This window comes from Tropicibacter sp. Alg240-R139, assembly GCF_900537075.1.
GTDB lineage: Bacteria > Pseudomonadota > Alphaproteobacteria > Rhodobacterales > Rhodobacteraceae > Falsiruegeria.
Map to the genome: position 1 here is coordinate 940,681 of NZ_UNRA01000002.1, position 16,339 is coordinate 957,019.

Annotated in this window: 18 protein-coding genes and 1 pseudogene; 9 read left to right on the forward strand and 10 right to left on the reverse strand. The window is 56.5% G+C overall.

Annotated elements, in window-relative coordinates:
• Positions 1 to 3 precede the first annotated feature (3 nt).
• From nqrE to G6R15_RS12215, 5 genes are read right to left on the reverse strand one after another with little or no spacing between them, the layout of a single operon-like run.
• A complete protein-coding gene (gene nqrE, locus G6R15_RS12195) occupies positions 4 to 612 on the reverse strand; it encodes an NADH:ubiquinone reductase (Na(+)-transporting) subunit E (protein ID WP_164660102.1) in 609 nt (202 codons plus the stop codon).
• Positions 612 to 1,265: an NADH:ubiquinone reductase (Na(+)-transporting) subunit D gene (locus G6R15_RS12200; RefSeq protein ID WP_164660103.1), complete on the reverse strand. Its 654-nt coding sequence runs from the start codon at positions 1,263 to 1,265 to the stop codon at positions 612 to 614. The genes nqrE and G6R15_RS12200 overlap by 1 nt, the downstream gene beginning before the upstream one ends.
• A complete protein-coding gene (locus tag G6R15_RS12205) occupies positions 1,265 to 2,083 on the reverse strand; it encodes a Na(+)-translocating NADH-quinone reductase subunit C (RefSeq protein WP_164660104.1) in 819 nt (272 codons plus the stop codon). Before G6R15_RS12205 ends, G6R15_RS12200 begins: the two co-directional genes overlap by 1 nt.
• The gene (locus G6R15_RS12210) at positions 2,076 to 3,275 is read right to left on the reverse strand and encodes an NADH:ubiquinone reductase (Na(+)-transporting) subunit B (RefSeq protein ID WP_164660105.1); all 1,200 of its coding nucleotides are present in this window, start codon (positions 3,273 to 3,275) and stop codon (positions 2,076 to 2,078) included. Before G6R15_RS12210 ends, G6R15_RS12205 begins: the two co-directional genes overlap by 8 nt.
• A 3-nt stretch (positions 3,276 to 3,278) precedes the next feature.
• On the reverse strand, positions 3,279 to 4,619 hold the full coding sequence (locus G6R15_RS12215; RefSeq protein WP_164660106.1) for a Na(+)-translocating NADH-quinone reductase subunit A: 1,341 nt from the start codon (positions 4,617 to 4,619) through the stop codon (positions 3,279 to 3,281).
• A gap of 197 nt (positions 4,620 to 4,816) precedes the next feature.
• Between G6R15_RS12215 and G6R15_RS12220 the strand changes: the two genes are divergently transcribed.
• Both G6R15_RS12220 and nqrM read left to right on the forward strand, forming a co-directional pair.
• Entirely contained in the window at positions 4,817 to 5,848 is a 1,032-nt protein-coding gene (locus G6R15_RS12220; RefSeq protein WP_306432346.1) for an FAD:protein FMN transferase, read from the forward strand.
• Between the two features lie 27 nt (positions 5,849 to 5,875).
• Entirely contained in the window at positions 5,876 to 6,121 is a 246-nt protein-coding gene (gene nqrM / locus G6R15_RS12225; RefSeq protein ID WP_164660107.1) for a (Na+)-NQR maturation NqrM, read from the forward strand.
• A gap of 3 nt (positions 6,122 to 6,124) precedes the next feature.
• Here the strand turns inward: nqrM and G6R15_RS12230 are convergent, their stop codons facing one another.
• Complete coding sequence (locus G6R15_RS12230) at positions 6,125 to 6,319, reverse strand: hypothetical protein (protein WP_240336747.1); 195 nt, start codon at positions 6,317 to 6,319, stop codon at positions 6,125 to 6,127.
• A 67-nt stretch (positions 6,320 to 6,386) separates the two neighbouring features.
• Here G6R15_RS12230 and G6R15_RS12235 point away from each other — a divergent pair, with 67 nt between their 5' ends.
• Positions 6,387 to 6,908 carry a CBS domain-containing protein gene (locus G6R15_RS12235; protein ID WP_164660108.1) on the forward strand — a complete coding sequence of 174 codons (522 nt, stop codon included), beginning with the start codon at positions 6,387 to 6,389 and terminating at the stop codon, positions 6,906 to 6,908.
• A gap of 35 nt (positions 6,909 to 6,943) precedes the next feature.
• Here the strand turns inward: G6R15_RS12235 and G6R15_RS12240 are convergent, their stop codons facing one another.
• The gene (locus G6R15_RS12240) at positions 6,944 to 7,339 is read right to left on the reverse strand and encodes a metallopeptidase family protein (RefSeq protein WP_164660109.1); all 396 of its coding nucleotides are present in this window, start codon (positions 7,337 to 7,339) and stop codon (positions 6,944 to 6,946) included.
• A gap of 182 nt (positions 7,340 to 7,521) precedes the next feature.
• Between G6R15_RS12240 and G6R15_RS12245 the strand changes: the two genes are divergently transcribed.
• On the forward strand, positions 7,522 to 7,668 hold the full coding sequence (locus tag G6R15_RS12245) for a hypothetical protein (protein WP_164660110.1): 147 nt from the start codon (positions 7,522 to 7,524) through the stop codon (positions 7,666 to 7,668).
• On the opposite strand, the pseudogene G6R15_RS22915 reads toward G6R15_RS12245, so the two are convergent.
• Positions 7,662 to 7,840, reverse strand: a pseudogene (locus tag G6R15_RS22915) (sulfatase-like hydrolase/transferase); the annotation flags it as partial. The gene G6R15_RS12245 and the pseudogene G6R15_RS22915 overlap by 7 nt on opposite strands.
• A 138-nt stretch (positions 7,841 to 7,978) precedes the next feature.
• Here G6R15_RS22915 and G6R15_RS12250 point away from each other — a divergent pair.
• Genes G6R15_RS12250 through G6R15_RS12265 form a run of 4 tightly spaced genes read left to right on the forward strand, consistent with a single transcriptional unit; the run spans position 7,979 to position 11,814 of the window.
• Positions 7,979 to 8,782, forward strand: coding sequence for a DeoR/GlpR family DNA-binding transcription regulator (locus G6R15_RS12250; RefSeq protein WP_164660111.1), 804 nt, complete (start codon positions 7,979 to 7,981; stop codon positions 8,780 to 8,782).
• On the forward strand, positions 8,769 to 9,281 hold the full coding sequence (locus G6R15_RS12255) for a hypothetical protein (RefSeq protein WP_164660112.1): 513 nt from the start codon (positions 8,769 to 8,771) through the stop codon (positions 9,279 to 9,281). Before G6R15_RS12250 ends, G6R15_RS12255 begins: the two co-directional genes overlap by 14 nt.
• A 4-nt stretch (positions 9,282 to 9,285) precedes the next feature.
• Entirely contained in the window at positions 9,286 to 10,968 is a 1,683-nt protein-coding gene (locus G6R15_RS12260; protein WP_164660113.1) for a Na/Pi cotransporter family protein, read from the forward strand.
• A 6-nt stretch (positions 10,969 to 10,974) separates the two neighbouring features.
• On the forward strand, positions 10,975 to 11,814 hold the full coding sequence (locus G6R15_RS12265; protein WP_164660114.1) for a DMT family transporter: 840 nt from the start codon (positions 10,975 to 10,977) through the stop codon (positions 11,812 to 11,814).
• Between the two features lie 209 nt (positions 11,815 to 12,023).
• Here the strand turns inward: G6R15_RS12265 and G6R15_RS12270 are convergent, their stop codons facing one another.
• Both G6R15_RS12270 and G6R15_RS12275 read right to left on the reverse strand, forming a co-directional pair.
• Positions 12,024 to 13,679, reverse strand: a complete 1,656-nt coding sequence (locus G6R15_RS12270; protein WP_164660115.1) for an alkaline phosphatase family protein — start codon at positions 13,677 to 13,679, stop codon at positions 12,024 to 12,026.
• A gap of 107 nt (positions 13,680 to 13,786) precedes the next feature.
• Positions 13,787 to 15,232 (reverse strand): mannose-1-phosphate guanylyltransferase/mannose-6-phosphate isomerase, encoded by a 1,446-nt coding sequence (locus G6R15_RS12275; protein ID WP_164660116.1) that lies wholly within the window; start codon positions 15,230 to 15,232, stop codon positions 13,787 to 13,789.
• A gap of 738 nt (positions 15,233 to 15,970) precedes the next feature.
• Between G6R15_RS12275 and G6R15_RS12280 the strand changes: the two genes are divergently transcribed.
• Positions 15,971 to 16,306, forward strand: a complete 336-nt coding sequence (locus tag G6R15_RS12280) for a potassium channel family protein (RefSeq protein ID WP_205520512.1) — start codon at positions 15,971 to 15,973, stop codon at positions 16,304 to 16,306.
• Positions 16,307 to 16,339: the final 33 nt, after the last annotated feature.

The following is a 16,339-nucleotide window of genomic DNA, read 5'->3' on the forward strand; positions in this document are numbered from 1 at the left end:
CCCTTACAGTTTCACGCCAGAGAAGGACATGAAGGCCATGGCCATCAGACCCGCGGTGATGAATGTGATCCCCAGGCCCTGCAGGCCGTCGGGAATGTCCGAGTATTTCAGCTTTTCACGCACACCCGCCATTGCGGTGATCGCCAGCGCCCAGCCAAAACCCGAAGACAGACCGTAGGTCACCGATTCCGAGAAATCATAGCCGCGTTCCACCATGAACAGCGAGCCACCTAGGATGGCGCAGTTCACCGTGATCAGCGGCAGGAAAACGCCAAGCGCGTTGTAAAGAGGCGGGAAATACTTATCGAGTACCATTTCCAGAATCTGAACCAGCGCCGCAATCACACCGATGTAGGAAATCAGACCAAGGAAGGTCAGATCCACATCCGGGAAACCCGCCCACGCCAGCGCGCCGGGCGCCAGCAGATAATTCAGGATCAGGTTGTTGGCCGGCACGGTGATCGCCTGAACTACCATGACCGAGATACCCAGACCAATCGCGGTCGAGATCTTTTTCGATACGGCGATAAAGGTACACATCCCCAGAAAGAATGACAGGGCCAGGTTTTCAACAAAGATCGCCTTGACCGCGAGAGAGAGAAGACCTTCCATCAGTGCGCCTCGACCACTTGGATTTTGTATTCACGTTCTTCGACCTGCTCGGGCTTCCATGCGCGGAAGGCCCAGATGATCAGACCGATGATAAAAAACGCCGACGGCGGCAGTAGCAGCAGGCCGTTTGGCACATACCAGCCACCGTTGTTGACGGTTTCCAGAATGGTCACGCCAAACAGGCTGCCAGAGCCCAAGAGCTCGCGGATGACACCCACCAGCATCAGGATCAGGCCGTAACCCAAACCGTTCCCAACACCGTCAATAAAGCTGTCGATGGGTGGGTTTTTCATCGCAAATGCTTCGGCGCGGCCCATCACGATACAGTTGGTGATGATCAGGCCGACAAAGACCGACAGTGTTTTAGAAATCTCAAAGGCGTAAGCTTTGAGCATTTGATCGACCAGGATCACGAGCGAGGCGATGATGACCATCTGGACGATGATCCGGATCGAGCTGGGGATATGGTTGCGGATCATCGAGATGAACATCGATGAAAACGCGGTCACCAGGGTCACAGCGATGGTCATCACAAAGGCAACCTGCAGCGACGAGGTCACAGCCAGCGCCGAACAAAGGCCCAGAACCTGCAGTGTAATCGGGTTGTTGTCGACCAAGGGGTCGATCAGCATTTCTCTGCGTTTTTGCGCCATTACAGATTCCCCGCTTTAAGGTTGTCCAGGAACGGTTTGTACCCGGTTTCGCCCATCCAGAAGTTCACAAGGTTGTGGACACCCACCGTGGTCAGTGTCGCGCCGGACAGGGCGTCGATGTGGTAGTCTGCACCCGCAGCCGGGGCCGACTTACTCACACTGATTTGCAGATCACCGTTGTCATCCGCCAACTTCTTGCCGTTCCACAACGCTTTCCAACGCGGGTTATCCACCTCGGCACCTAGACCCGGCGTTTCGCCGTGCTCATAGAATTGCAATCCAAAGATGTCGTTGCCGTTCTCTTCTAGCGCGATAAAGCCGTAAAGCGTCGACCACAGGCCATAGCCATGGATCGGCAGGATCACCTTGTCGATGGCGCCCGCATCATCGCGCAGCAGATAGACAGTGGCGTATTTTCCCTGACGGGCGATACCGGCAGGATCGTCAGTCAGAACCATCGAAAGCTCTGGATCACCAGCGGCGGCGCGGTCATCAAAAGCAGCGGCGTCGAATTCATCCGTGAATGTACCGGTTGCCAGATCGAGCACTTGCGGCTCGAATGCGGCAAAAGCCTCGACCACGTTTTCGCTTGGGTCATAGATACCTGCGACCTGCAGAATGTTGATCTGCTTGTCCTTCAGCGCGTTGACCTCTTGCAGCGGGCGCAGCGCCACGGCGGCGGCCGAAACGATCATCGACGCCACAAGACACAGCGTTACAGCAACAAAGACCGTCTTAGGTACGGAATCCGGCGGCAAAGCCAGAAAGCGGCCAATGGGGCCTTTGGGCGGGGTTTGGTTCTGGTTTTCCTCAGGCATTTCGCTTTGCCCTACGTTTGATGTTGGCCTGGACCACAAAGTAGTCGATCAGCGGTGCAAAAACATTTCCGAACAGGATGGCAAGCATCATGCCTTCGGGGAAGGCCGGGTTGATCACACGGATCATCACAACCATGAAACCGATCAGCGCGCCATAGATATAGCGACCCATGTTGGTGTGCGCGCCCGACACGGGCTCGGTCACCATGAACACCAAGCCAAAGGCGTAACCACCCAGGACCAGGTGCCAGTGCCACGGCATCGCAAACATCGGGTTGGTGTCGGAACCGATCCAGTTCAGCAGCAGCGAGAAACCGATCATGCCTGCCAGACAACCCACGACCATTCGATAATTGGCGATCTTGGTGAACAACAGGAACGCAAGGCCAATCAAACACGCCAGTGTCGAGGTTTCGCCCATCGAACCGGGAATGAACCCATAGAAACTGTCCCACCAACTCATGCCGCGTGCAGCCAGTTCCTGGAACCCATCAGCGGCGGACACGGCCAGTGCAGTCGCGCCGGTGAAGCCGTCAACCGGAACCCAAACGCTGTCACCTGACAGCTGCGCGGGATAGGCGAAATACAGGAATGCTCGCCCCGTCAAAGCAGGGTTGAGGAAGTTCTTGCCCGTGCCGCCAAAGACTTCTTTGCCAATCACCACACCAAAGATGATGCCAAGTGCCACCTGCCATAGGGGCGTGGTTGCCGGCACGATCAGTGCATACAGCATGGATGAAACAAGGAAACCTTCGTTCACCTCGTGTCCGCGTACCGTGGCAAAGACCACCTCAAAAATACCGCCTGCAACCAGCGTTACGATGTACACCGGCAAGAAGTAAAGGAGCCCGTGCATCATGTTGGCAAAGGGGTTGGCCGGGTTAAAGCCGATGCCCAGTGTCTCGATGATCCAAGCGCGCCAGCCCGATGCGCCAAACTCGGCAATAGCTAAGTTGGTCTGATAGCCGGTGTTGTACAGCGCCATCAGGATACAAGGGATGGTCGCGATCACGACGTATGTCATGATCCGCTTCATATCCACGTAAGACCGCGCATGAGGCGCTGCGGTCGTTACAGTTTTCGGCGTATAGATGAAGCTCTCCACCATCTCGTAGATGGGGAAATACTTCTCATACTTGCCACCCTTTACAAAGTGCGGCTCGATCCGATCGAAAAAGCTACGCAAGCCCACGGTTCACCCCTCTTTCTCGATCTTCGTCAGGCAGTCGCGCAGCGCCATGCCGTATTCGTATTTGGCCGGGCACGCAAAGCCCACGAGGCCAAGATCTTCTTCATCCAATTCCATCGCACCCAACAGCTGCGCCTGATCTGTGTCCATCACCAACATCGCTCGCAGCAACTGCGTCGGCAGGAAATCCTGCGGCATCAGCTCTTCGAACGTACCCAGTGGCACCATAGCACGGCGACCGCCGTTCAGGTTCGTGGTCAGCGGGAACTTCGCACGCGACAATGCCGATCCCAGAACAGGCTGTAGCGCATATTTCGCAAACATCGGCCGGATCCAGCCCATGGGGATCTGCTTGTGATCTTCTTCCATCAGCGTGATCTGACGTGCGTACCGGCCCAGATAGGCATCAGCGCCCTCGCCTGCCCGTCCGCTCAGTACCGAACCCGAGATCATGCGCACCGGCAGATCCTGCGGCAAGTCGCTCTGCGCTACATCAACCATCGAAGCCCCCGCAATGGTGCGGACCAAACGCGGGTTAGAGCAAACAGGGCCAGCCAACGAAATCACGCAGGAAGCATCATATTTGCCCGTCATCAGCAGACGGCCAATGACAATCACATCTTGATAGCCAACGGTCCAGACAACCTTGTCACCCACAGGCGGCTCAAGGAAATGCATATGCGTTCCGGCCAAACCAGCAGGGTGCGGACCTGCAAAAGCAACGGCTTCGACGCCTTGCGCCTCACCACCCGGCAAGGATGTGCCGTCAGCCTGGCACAGATACGTCTTGCCCTCGGACAGTTTCGCAATTGCGGCCAGACCTGTGGCAAACGCCTCGGCATCCGCATTGATGATCTGTGCGGGATCAGCCGCAAGCGGCTCTGTGTCCAGCGCAGTCACATAGATCGCCGCAGGGCGTGTCTCGGGTGATGGCACCTTGGAATAGGGACGCGTGCGGAACGCCGTCCAAAGACCGGCAGACGACAGACGCTCGACCAGACCCTCAGTTTTCGACAGATCGCCCACATTCGAGAAATCGACCGCATCTACGCCGTCGCCCACTTCGATTTCGATGCTAATCAGCTTGCGGCGCGCACCGCGATTGATCGCCTTGACGCGACCCGCGACAGGCGAAACCACCTGAACACTTGGCATGTCCTTGCTGACAAGAACCGGAGAGCCGGGACCCACCAAGTCACCTTCTGCAACCGCGATCCGAGGTTTCCATCCAATGTAGTCGTCGCCAAGAACACCGACTGTCCGAACGCTTGGCCCGTCTTCGATGTTTTGACTTGGGGCACCCGTGATCGGGATGTTTAAGCCCTTGCGTAGCGAGAAGCGCTGCACGGTACTTACCTCTTTGTCAAAGTTTGGCTAGCTTATGCATGGACTCAGCCATGGGCGAAAGTGTTGATTTGCAACTTTGTATGTACTTTTTTGGTTGAAGTATCGGCCAATGTCGCACAAAAGCCCGGAGTTGAAACGCACATCGATGTGTCGGATATACGTGTACGACCCGTCGATTCCCAAAAGAGGTGTCTCTCGTGCCCGATTTGACCAAGTTTTCGCGCCGTACGTTCATTCTGTCATCGCTGGCCCTGGCTGCCGCGTGCAAACCTGGCACTGCCGCGCTGGAAATCACCGGCAAGACAATGGGCACCACCTATAACGTGGTCGCACTGGACAGCTCCGGTCAGGTCAAGGACGTCGATCTGCGCGCAGCCATCAACGGCGCGCTGGCCGAAGTGAACCAGCAGATGTCAAACTGGGACCCGCGTTCGGAAATCTCGCGGTTCAACGCGCAATCTGGCACCGATGCCGTTACCGTCTCTGACAATCTCGTAAACGTGATGAAAGCCGCTGAAGCCGTAAACATCGCAAGCGAAGGCCGTTTCGACACAACCATGGGCCCGCTGATCGAGCTTTGGGGATTTGGCGCCACGGGCGCTGCTCGGGTTCCACGTGACACGGATATTCGCACTGCACAGGCCCGTTCGGGTCACTCCAACACGCTGAAAGTCGCGGGCACCACTTTGCAGAAAACCCAAGGCGACGCGCAGGTTTACCTGGCTGCGATTGGCAAGGGCTACGGCGCTGATCACGTGGGTCGCGCCATCGAAGCCCTTGGTATCAAAGACTATATGGTCGAGATCGGTGGCGACCTGTACACCTCGGGCAAAAATGCGAGCGGCCTGCCATGGCAGATCGGCATCGAAAAACCCGCAGCCCTTTCGGGTGGCGTGATGGAGGTTGTTGGCATCTCAGGTTTGGGCATGGCCTCGTCCGGGGACTACCGCAACTATTTCGAGAACGACGGTCAGCGCTATTCGCACATCATCGACCCCGCAACGGGCCGCCCGATCACGCACAAGACCGCTTCGGCGACTGTGCTGGCCGAGAACTCGATGCTTGCTGATGCGTGGGCCACCGCTATGTTGATACTGGGTCGTGAACGCGGCCTGGAAATTGCCGAAGCCCAAAACCTTGCCGTCTTGTTCATCGAACGCGACGCCGAGGCGTCTGAGTTGCGGTTCAACACCAAGGCAAGCTCGCGGTTTCAGGCACTGACCGCGTAACTGTCGGCTGATAAAGGGCGTAGCACCATGGCCACGTTTGTCCTGACCTTCGGTATTTTGATGGTGATAATGCTGGGGATGGCCCTTGGCGTGATCCTGATGGGGCGCTCGATCAAGGGCAGTTGTGGCGGGTTGAACGCCATTGGCGACGCAGATCAGTGCCTTGTTTGTTCAAAAGAAATCGACGCCAACAGCCCACTGCGCGAACGGTTGCAATGTCCACGCGCCAAAAAGATGCTGGAACGCGCTAAGCTGGATGACGAGGCGGTCTGACCTTCAGACCGTCAGCGGCTTGAACCCCAAGAGTAGCAGCCCACCCGCAGCCATCAGGCCATAGACCCAAAGCTGCCATTTCGGCCCCTCATTTTTCCACACCCGGCGGTATTGGTATCCTGACAGACAGGCCAGGACAAAAATCACCGTTGCGATCGCTGGTGTTAGGGTGAATTCGGTCACGTTTTTTTCCCGCATCAAGAATTTCTTGGGTTATGCTGATTCATGAGGAGAACAGCAACACCCAAGGGAGGACAGCTATTCCATGCCAACATCGTACCAGGCCCCTATGCGTAAAGATCAGGCAAAGTCCCGCACTCACAGCCAGGATCAAAGCACCAACCTGCAACCTGAATCCGCTACAGTCGGCACGGTTTTAGGCCAGAAGGGCGGCGAGGTGTTCACGATCTCGCCCGGGGAAACACTGGGTCATGCGGTCGAGATTTTGCGTGATCGGCGAATTGGCGCCCTGATGGTGGCCGACGAATCGGGCGCCCTGTGTGGTATCTTGTCAGAACGCGACATCGTGCGAAAATTGGCGGATACGCCAGGTCAAACCCTGCCGAAACTGGTATCCGAGGTGATGACAAGCACCGTTGAAACCTGCGCGCCCGGCGATGCGCTGGTGTCCGTTCTCAAACGCATGACCGACGGGCGTTTTCGCCACATGCCAGTGGTCGACACAGACAAGCTGGTCGGCATGATCACCATCGGTGACGTGGTGAATTTTCGCCTGAAGGAACTGGAGTACGAAGCGCTTCAGATGAAGCAATTGATCGTCGGTTAAGACCCTGAATCGGGGTCTGTCAGGGCCCCGATCCGTCACAGCCACCATTGGTCGATGATGGCTATGTCTTCATCGCTCCAACCAAAATGATGTGCGAATTCGTGAACCACGACGTGGGCGATCAACTGGTCCAACTCAACCCCTTCGCGTAGGCGCCATTCTGCCAGTATCGGCTCACGAAACAGCCAGACGACGTCCGCTTGCGGCGCCATATCGAACATCGACTTCTGGGTCATTGGAATGCCCACGTACGACCCTGTCAGTTCAATGGGATGCAACAGGTTCATCTCTTCGATCATTTGCGCAGGCGGCCAATCAACCACTCGTAAGACGACATTCTGGGCACCAGCGCGAAAGGCAGGCGGGAAGCCGGCCACTGTCTCCAGTGCGACACGTTCGAATTGGGCCAGGTCTGGAGGTGTTGGGATCATATGCGTGCTCTCTGCGGTCAACCTGATTACCAGATGTATCTCAATACCCCCATTGTTATCACCCAACCGTCGCGGTTGTGTCGCAATTTCCGACCTCACATCGCGTCATGCCACTGGCTGTCTGCGGGTTAACGGCGCCCGGTCTTTGGCCCTTCAGGCGTGATAATCGTCATCGACAGCGTGTGATCCGCGTTCCCCATCCGATGGCGCAGCATGGTGCTGGTCAGGCAAGCAAGATCCGCTTGAAATTCCGGGTGCTCAGCCAAGTTTTTAAACTCACCTTTGCCTTGGTGATCAAACAGCACAGGCGGCAGATCGGCGACACATAGCCTGCCCTGCGCATCTCGGAGGCGCTGGTCGGCGTGTCATGGCGTAACGGCGTTCCATTACGGATCGAGCGATGGTTCATCGCGTATTGCCCAGTCAACAATGACGCCCGTGACGGCCGCAAGGGTTCACAACCGAGTAGTGCTTGCGAAATGGAACGGCGTCATCCAAGAGTTGCCTCACATAACCGCCTATTTCAATGTATGGAAAGAGGGTGAATTCGTGGTAAAGCAAGTTTTTTAACAAAACTACGTTGTCATTTGACCATATTGCTTGAACTTTCGTGGGCTTTTGTGGATTACTGTGGACGCCATGAGTAAAACGCAAACCCATTCCCACCGCGAGCTTGAGTTACTAGAAGCCCTGCGCCAACTTGGCGGCTCGGCGCGAAGTTCGGAACTCGCTCGCCTGCTGGACGTGTCTGAGGAGACTGTGCGCCGTACGATCAAGGCTCTGGCCAAGGCGGGCACATTGGAACGCGTGCACGGCGGTGCTTATCTGCCGGACACACAAGCCGGGCTGAGCTTTTTCAGCCGGATGACTCGATTCCCCGATGAAAAACGTGCGATTGCAAAATGCGCAGCAGATCACATCAACGACGGGATGACCCTATTTATGGATGTCGGGTCCACCACCGCATTTGTCAGCGAAGAACTGCGCGCGCGTCACAATCTAACAGTGGTGACGAACTCAATCACTGTTGCGCAGACGCTGGTCAATCACAACAACAACCGCGCACATATCCTGGGCGGTGAGATGCAGGGAAACGAACGCGGAACGTTTGGCTTTGTCACCGAAAATCAGATCCGGCGCTTTGTTTTTGACATGGCCATCCTTAGTGCGGACGCCTTGTCGCCCAAACAGGGTGTTCTGTTCACCAAGGCAATCGAAGCAAACCTGGCCATCGTCGCATCCGAGAGCGCAAATCAGGTCGCGTTCGTAGTCGACCATCACAAATTCGATGCCACTGCCCCCCATTGCGGACCAGATATGCGCCGTGTCGACGTGTTGTTCACCGACGCCAGCCCCAACAAACGGCTGCGGGCAGCATTCAAGGATTGGGGCGTAACAGTCCACGTCGCGGGGCAAACGGAAGACAAAAATGACAATGAATAAGCGCGCAGAGCACGCCCAGACTGTAACAGAATTGGCCTGCGAATCCGCACTGGAGTTTTTTCGCGGCAACCAGGGGGTCGAGTTCAACGCCGACTGCAGCCTGGTGACACAAGCCGACGAGAGGATTGGGGCAGAGGTGCGCGATTATCTGACCGAGCACTTTCCCGACCACGGGATATTCGACGAAGAACACGGGGCCAACGGGGTCGACAAGATTTGCCGTGATCACACCGGCATATTCGACACCGCGATGCAATCCGACCCAACAAGGCGCTTGTCCTATGATTGCTATCCCCACGCCCTGCTGATGGCAGGGCACGCGGATGCGGTGGTAGATTACGATCTGCTGCCTTACGACGATCTGCCTGTGTCGGCCCTGGTTGAGGTGACAGGCGGCATCATGACCGGCAACAAGCTTGACCTGACATCCGACGACCGCGTGATTTCGGCAGCCACACCGCAGTTGCATACCGAAATGTTTGATCTGGTGAACGGATAGACCATTGGCAATCGTCAGTTTCCTCATAAGCCTCGCGGGCGCAACCATGTTGCTGCTGTTTGCCGTACGTATGGTGCGCACCGGGATCGAACGCAGCTATGGCGCGTCTTTTCAGCGGGTGATGACCAGTCAGAATTCGATGATACAAGCCAGCTTTGTGGGACTGAGCATGGCTGTTGTTCTGCAAAGTTCGGCTGCGGTTGCCCTGCTCACCTCAGGATTCGCCGCCAGTGGATTGCTGGGTTTCGGCTCGGGTCTGGCAATTGTTCTGGGGGGCGATCTGGGATCGGCGCTGATCATCCAAATTCTGTCGTTCAAACTGGATTGGTTGGTGCCCCTGCTGCTGGCCATCGGCGGCTGGCTGTTCGTCAAAACCGAGCAGAAGAAGCTGCGCCAGATGGGTCGCATCCTGATGGGGATCGCCTTCATCCTCATCTCGCTCAGGTTCCTGCGCGAGGCAATGGACCCAATCCGGGACAGCGCCTTTTTGCCCGCCATCGCCGAGTATTTGGCCCGAGATTACATCACCGCTTTTCTTGTGGGCGCAGCACTCGCCTTTGTGATGCACAGCTCGGTCGCTGCGATTTTGATGTGCGTGACGCTGGTGCAGATCGGTGCCATCCCCTTTGCGGCTGGATTGTCGCTGGTACTGGGCGCGAACCTGGGCAGTGCGTTTATCCCCGTGTGGTTGACGCGCGGCATGGAAATTGCAGCAAGGCGTATTCCTGTTGCCAACCTCGCCTTGCGCGGGGCTTGGGCCATCTTTAGCCTATTTGCCATCAACCTAGCCGTTCCCATTGACCTGCTTGGGGCCGGTCACGGTGGTCAGATGCTGGTTAACGCGCATCTGGCCTTTAACGCTACGCTTCTGTTACTGGCGCTGCCTTTCTGCCGTGTGTTGCACGGACCGATGGAACAGTTGATGCCCGCCGCCACCACTGCTCGCGATGTAGAACAAATGGCAAAACCCGCGAGTGCGTTGGACCCTGCCAATGTTGGCTCTCCAGCGCAGGCGATCTCGGGCCTCAAACGCGAGTTGCTGCGTATGGCAGATTTGGTCGAGGCCATGTTCCGCCCCACCCTGCGGCTTTACAAATCTGGCGAAAAAGACCAGATCCGCACGGTTCAAGCCGTGGACAAGGACGTAAACGACTGCCTGTCCGGCATCCGCGCCTTTGTTGCTGCGCTACCGGCGGATGAGATGGACAAACACGATGCGGGTGTCGCGCGTGACATGCTCGAATACGCTGTCCGCCTAGAGACCGCTGGCGACGTGGTAGCCAAGCGCTTGACTGTTCTCGCTGGCGATCTCCGCAAAACCGGCAAACAGTTCTCGAAAGAGGGGTGGAACGAATTGCAGCAGATGCACGAGACTATTCTTGTGAACATGCAATTGGCGTCAAATGTCCTGATTTCGGACGATCTGGAAAGTGCTCGCCTGTTGAACGCCGAAAAGACCGAGGTGAAGCGGGCCGAGCGTGACAGCCGCAAGCGGCATTTCCGACGCTTGCAAGTCGGTCAGGTGCAGAGTTTTGAAACGAGCGACATTCATCTCGAGACGCTAAGGGCATTTCGTGACTTCAACAGCCATATCGCCTCGGTCGCGACGCCGATCTTGTATCAAAGCGGGCAGTTGCTTGAGACACGCCTGATCGAAGACATGCCCAAAACGGACGCCGAGAGTTAAGCATCCATGTCCGGTTCTATCGTTGCCATCATCCTATCCGCTGCCTTGCTGCACGCGATCTGGAACGCAATTGTCAAAACGGCGGCAGACCGCACGACCACTCTGGGTCTGGTGGCCCTTGGCCATGTGCTGCCTGCCGCGATCATGGTCAGCGTGCTGCCTCTGCCGAGTGCTGAAAGTTTTGTCTACATTCTGATCTCTACTGGGGTGCATTTCGGCTACTACTACATGCTGGGCCGGGCCTATCAACACGGGGATCTCAGCGTGGTCTACCCCATCGCGCGCGGCATTGTGCCTGCGTTGGTGTCGTTGTGGGCAATGATCCTGGTGGGCGAGGTTCTGCCCTCGCAGGCTTGGGCCGGTATTGCGGTGATCGCCCTTGGCATTCAGCTCAGCAGTTGGAAGGCGCTGCGGTCGGGTGTGGACCGTGCGGCGCTTGGCTTTGCCCTTGGCACCGGGTTTTGCATCTCGATCTATTCCGTGGTGGACGGGATCGGTGTTCGGTTGTCCGGCAATACACTGTCCTATTGGGCTTGGGGTGCGTTCCTGCACATCTTCATCGCGGGGTTTGTAGGCATCCGCAAACGTGCTTCTCTGACCGCCCTGCCCCCACGCGTCTGGGTTCTTGGTCTTGCGGGCGGCCTGGTTTCAATGACCGCTTATGGTCTGGTGCTTTACGCCAAGAACTTTGCGCCCCTTGGCGCGGTATCCGCTTTACGCGAAACATCCGTCATTTTTGCCGCTTTGATCGGCTTCCTCCTCCTTGGCGAGGGCAACTGGAAACGCCGTTTGGGCGCGGCCATCCTGATGGCAATCGGCGTGGCCCTTATCGGGACCAGCGGCTAAACCCGCCTAACCAGAAGGTACCCCCTAAGCACCATCAGGCGCGACGGATATCCCCAGATGCAATAAGAGTCGTGGTTCAAGTATCGCTCATAGAACCCCAGGTCTCTCCCGTGGGCTGTTCCCACATCGGCGAGTCAAAAATACACAATAAGCCGCCGTAGTCGGCGGGTTTTCTTTCAACAGGCCAGTCTGGCAAAAGGGTGAGCGGGCTACTTGTAAGTGATGGTCTTCTCGATCTCCTCAGGCGGCAGTTCCCGCTCGTCATAAACACCGATAAAGATTCCGACAGAAGACGCCGAGCCTTTGCGCTTGCCCTTCAGATATTTTGAACTGACCGTTGTTCGCTGTGACGGCCGCCGGGCCCACTGGGACAGACGCTCCATAAACATCTCGATCACCTCGGCGTAAGCCGGGTCAGCGCCCAAATCGTTCAACTCATTCGCGTCGTTCTTCAGGTCAAACAACAATGGACGGAACCCACCGTCAGCAAAGACGAACTTCCACTCTTTGTCGGTCAACATGAACAACCGCGCCTGTTTGGGGTCTAGTCCTAGCGCCGCAGCCTCGGGTGTGGCCGAATAATCGTATTCACTTACCGCATAGTCACGCCACTTGTCCGGCGCCTGACCATGCAGGAACGGAAGCAGCGACCGGCCCTCAAGCACATGGTCTGGCACATCACCACCGGCGAGATCCACAAACGTCGCCGCCAAGTCGATGCTTTCAACCAGGGCATCGCAAACGGTGCCTCGGGTCGCATCCGCCTGCTCGGACGGATCAAAGACGATCAGCGGCACCCGCACGGACGGATCATGGAACAGATCTTTTTCGCCCAGCCAATGATCACCCAGGTAATCGCCATGGTCCGAGGTCACGACAATCATGGTATCGTCCATATGCCCAGTCTCTTCTAACCAGCGGAACAGGCGACCCATCTGATCGTCGGCTTGTTTGATCAACCCCATATACGCCGGGATCACCTTTTCCCGCACGCCAGGCTTGCTGAAAGTCTGCCCAATCTCGCTCTGCATAAACTGCTCATAAACGGGGTGCGTATCTTCCAACTCGGCGTCCGAGCGCACAACCGGCAAGATCTGATTGGCGCCGTACATATCGTGATAGGGCGCGGGCACTATGTAGGGCCAGTGCGGTTTGATGTAGGACAGGTGGCACATCCAGGGGCCTGTGCCCTTGGCGTCCTGCTCTGTTATGAATTCCATCGCCTGAGAGGTTAGCCAAGGAGTCTCACTATCTTCCTCGCGAATATTGGCCGCTTTGTCGGCGTGTCGCATAAACCAGCCCGAGGCAACACTCCCATCCTCGTCAACACCAGCATTGGCGTTGTGCTGCCATGGGTTTTCCGCCTCGTACCCCTGGCCTTTGAGATACTCGTTATAGGGCGAGCGTTTCTTATCATAAAATCCCGCAGGTCCTTCACCCCAAAGCCCATCGTCGCGTAGAAATACGTCGAACCCACATTCCGCCACCCGTGCGCCAATGACGCCATCGCGTGAGATGCCAAGGCGGGCCATACCTTCGTGATCGACGCTCATGTGGGTCTTGCCGATCAACCAACTGTCCATGCCGCGCGCACGCAAGTGATCGCCCAACGTGACCTCGCCCACCTTTAGCGGAAAGTTGTTCCAGGCAGCACCGTGGCTGTGCACGTAGCGCCCGGTGTAGAAACTCATCCGGGACGCACCGCAGATCGGCGACTGCACGTAACAATGCGAAAAACGCACACCCTTGGCCGCCAGCGCGTCCAAGTGTGGGGTTTCAAGGGTCGGATGTCCGGCGCAGCTGAGGTAATCAAACCGCAGCTGGTCGAACATGATGAACAAGATATTCTTGGCCTGTCGGCTCATGATGATGTCTCCACGGTGCCATGCACGCACAAAAGAGCGCGCCCAGATGGGGCAAGGTCGTCACCAATTTTGCAACCGTCAAGCGGGGTTTGCTTATGTCCTGCGAATTAATCTCGGGCGTAGACGTCCTCGTACCGGATGATGTCATCCTCGCCCAAGTACGAACCGGTCTGAATCTCGATCAAGACCATCGGCACCTTGCCCGGGTTTTCCATCCGATGCACGGCCCCCAATGGCACATAGATAGATTGGTTTTCGGAAACCAGCGTAACAGTGTCATCCACAGTCACCTTTGCCGTGCCTTCGACCACGATCCAATGTTCCGAGCGATGGTGATGGCTTTGCAAGCTTAGCGCGGCACCGGGATGGACCATGATCCTCTTGACCTGAAACCGCTCGCCGATCACCAGACTTTCGAACCAGCCCCATGGGCGGTGATCCTTACGGAACAACTCGGCCTGTTTCGCCTCTTTTTTCTTGAGCGCAGTCACCGCCTGTTTCACATCTTGCGACCGGCTGGCATCTGCGACCAGCACGGCGTCAGCCATGGCGATGGTCACAATATCCTTAAGCCCAATACCCACAACTTCGATGCTACTTTCTTCAGAACGGAGCATGGTGTTTTCACAATCAATGGCTGTGGCAGCGCCTGACAAGGCAACGCCGCCGTCGGTCTGCTCCATCTCGCGCCAAACTGCATCCCAGCCACCTAAGTCGGACCACCCGTGATTAAACGGTACCGCGCCGATATTGTCGGCCTTTTCCATCACCGCATAGTCAATCGAGATATCTTCGAGGTTCTGCCAAGGCTCCTGTGCCAGCCGAAAGAACCCCAAATCAGGCTTACCTTCTTCCAACGACTGCCGGACATGACCCACCATGTCCGGCATATGCTGCTCAAAAGCTGCAATGATGGTTTCTGGGGCAAACAGAAACAGCCCTGCGTTCCACAGATGTTGACCCGAAGCCATCATCCGCACGGCATTGTCAGCATCCGGTTTTTCCACAAACTTACTCAGCGGAATGAAACCATCCTCGTCCGCCTCCGGAACTCGCGACAACTCCAGATAGCCATAACCTGTCTCGGCCCGGTCCGGCACCACACCAAAGGTGATAAGTTGCCCCTCACGCGCGGCCTCGGCTCCACGGTCGACCATGGCGCGAAATGCGTCGACGTCGGGGATAGCGTGATCGGACGGCGCAACCAGCATCAAACCGCCCTGCTCGTGTTTTTGCATCCAAAGAGCCGCCGCCAGGATCGCAGGCGCTGTATTGCGCCCCTCAGGCTCAAGCATGATCGCGCCGGGATCAATACCGATCTCCATCAGCTGTTCCGTGACAATGAACCGGAAGTCCGAATTGGTCAGAACGATGGGTGCGTTGAAATTCTCGCCGCTCATCCGGCCCGCGGTGCCTTGAAACAACGAACGGTCGCCGATCAAGTTGGCAAATTGCTTGGGATAGCTTTTGCGCGACAAGGGCCACAGCCGCGTACCAGAGCCGCCACACAGGATGACCGGGGTGATTTTGTCGTTGAAATCAATGGCACTCATGTTGATTTACGCCCTCTGATCAAATTTACGAATCTTCATATCGGTCGCGCAACATCTTAACAACACATGACCTGAGACTAACGAGCATAGTGTCTGGCTTGATGCCAATGCCACGCAACCGAAAATCATCTGCGTCACCGTCGAACGGAGAGGTCTTCGACGCAGCTCAGCCATTGGGCGGCTGATGCCCGGCTCAAGTGGGGTACAACCTCCGGCTGGGTGTCGACCGATGGTCCGGGTCACTGCGCGACTGGCTACAGCATACCCTTGCTCGATCACTTTCATCGCTGAAAACCCGGAACATGGGTGCCCAACCACGCGCGGTCGCTAAGCTTTCACTATTCGCCAGGTCCATTTTTCGCAGCATCCCGCCAACCAGTGACCAAATTATCCTATGTAACTGATGTTTGTCCCGCACGAGCAAGCGCCTTACAGGCGGGGATACAGATGTAACCTGACCTTCCGACCACCGGGATGTGGGCCAGACAAACGTTCAAAGTTGACTGAGGCAGATCAGTATTGGTCGCATCAATATGGGCTCTGACAGCATATGTCTCACAACGCCGTTCGGGCTGAGGTGGTCAGAAAACTGCTCGCGTACAACCTAGAGTTTGACAACTCAACACACCCACGCTTAACTGGAGAAACTCTTCCCACTGCAAGGCTTTACCTTGGTTTCGCGTTCCGACTAGGCGCAACCGAGATCGGAACAAGTGTGTCAAACAGGGAAAAAGCATCATGACTGCACTCAAGAGAATTCTTCGCGGGATGAATGTCGCGCTCAAGGATGGGCGGGTCAAAGGCATTCTGGCTTTCACCATTGGAATGATCCTGTGGGCCTCGATCTTCTATCATTTTGTCGAAGGGTGGAGTTGGCTTGATTCAATCTATTTCTCGGTGGTGACGATTTCGACCGTGGGGTTCGGGGACTTCTCGCCTGAAACGCCTGCGGGCAAGATTTTTACGATGATCTACATCCTTGTCGGCCTGGGCGTCTTTGTCACCGCTGCCACAACCATTGCCGACACGATCCTTTCGCAATCGGATGACAAGGATAACAGCGGGAAACCGTGACAGACGCACGAGCGAAAAAAAATCAAACAAATG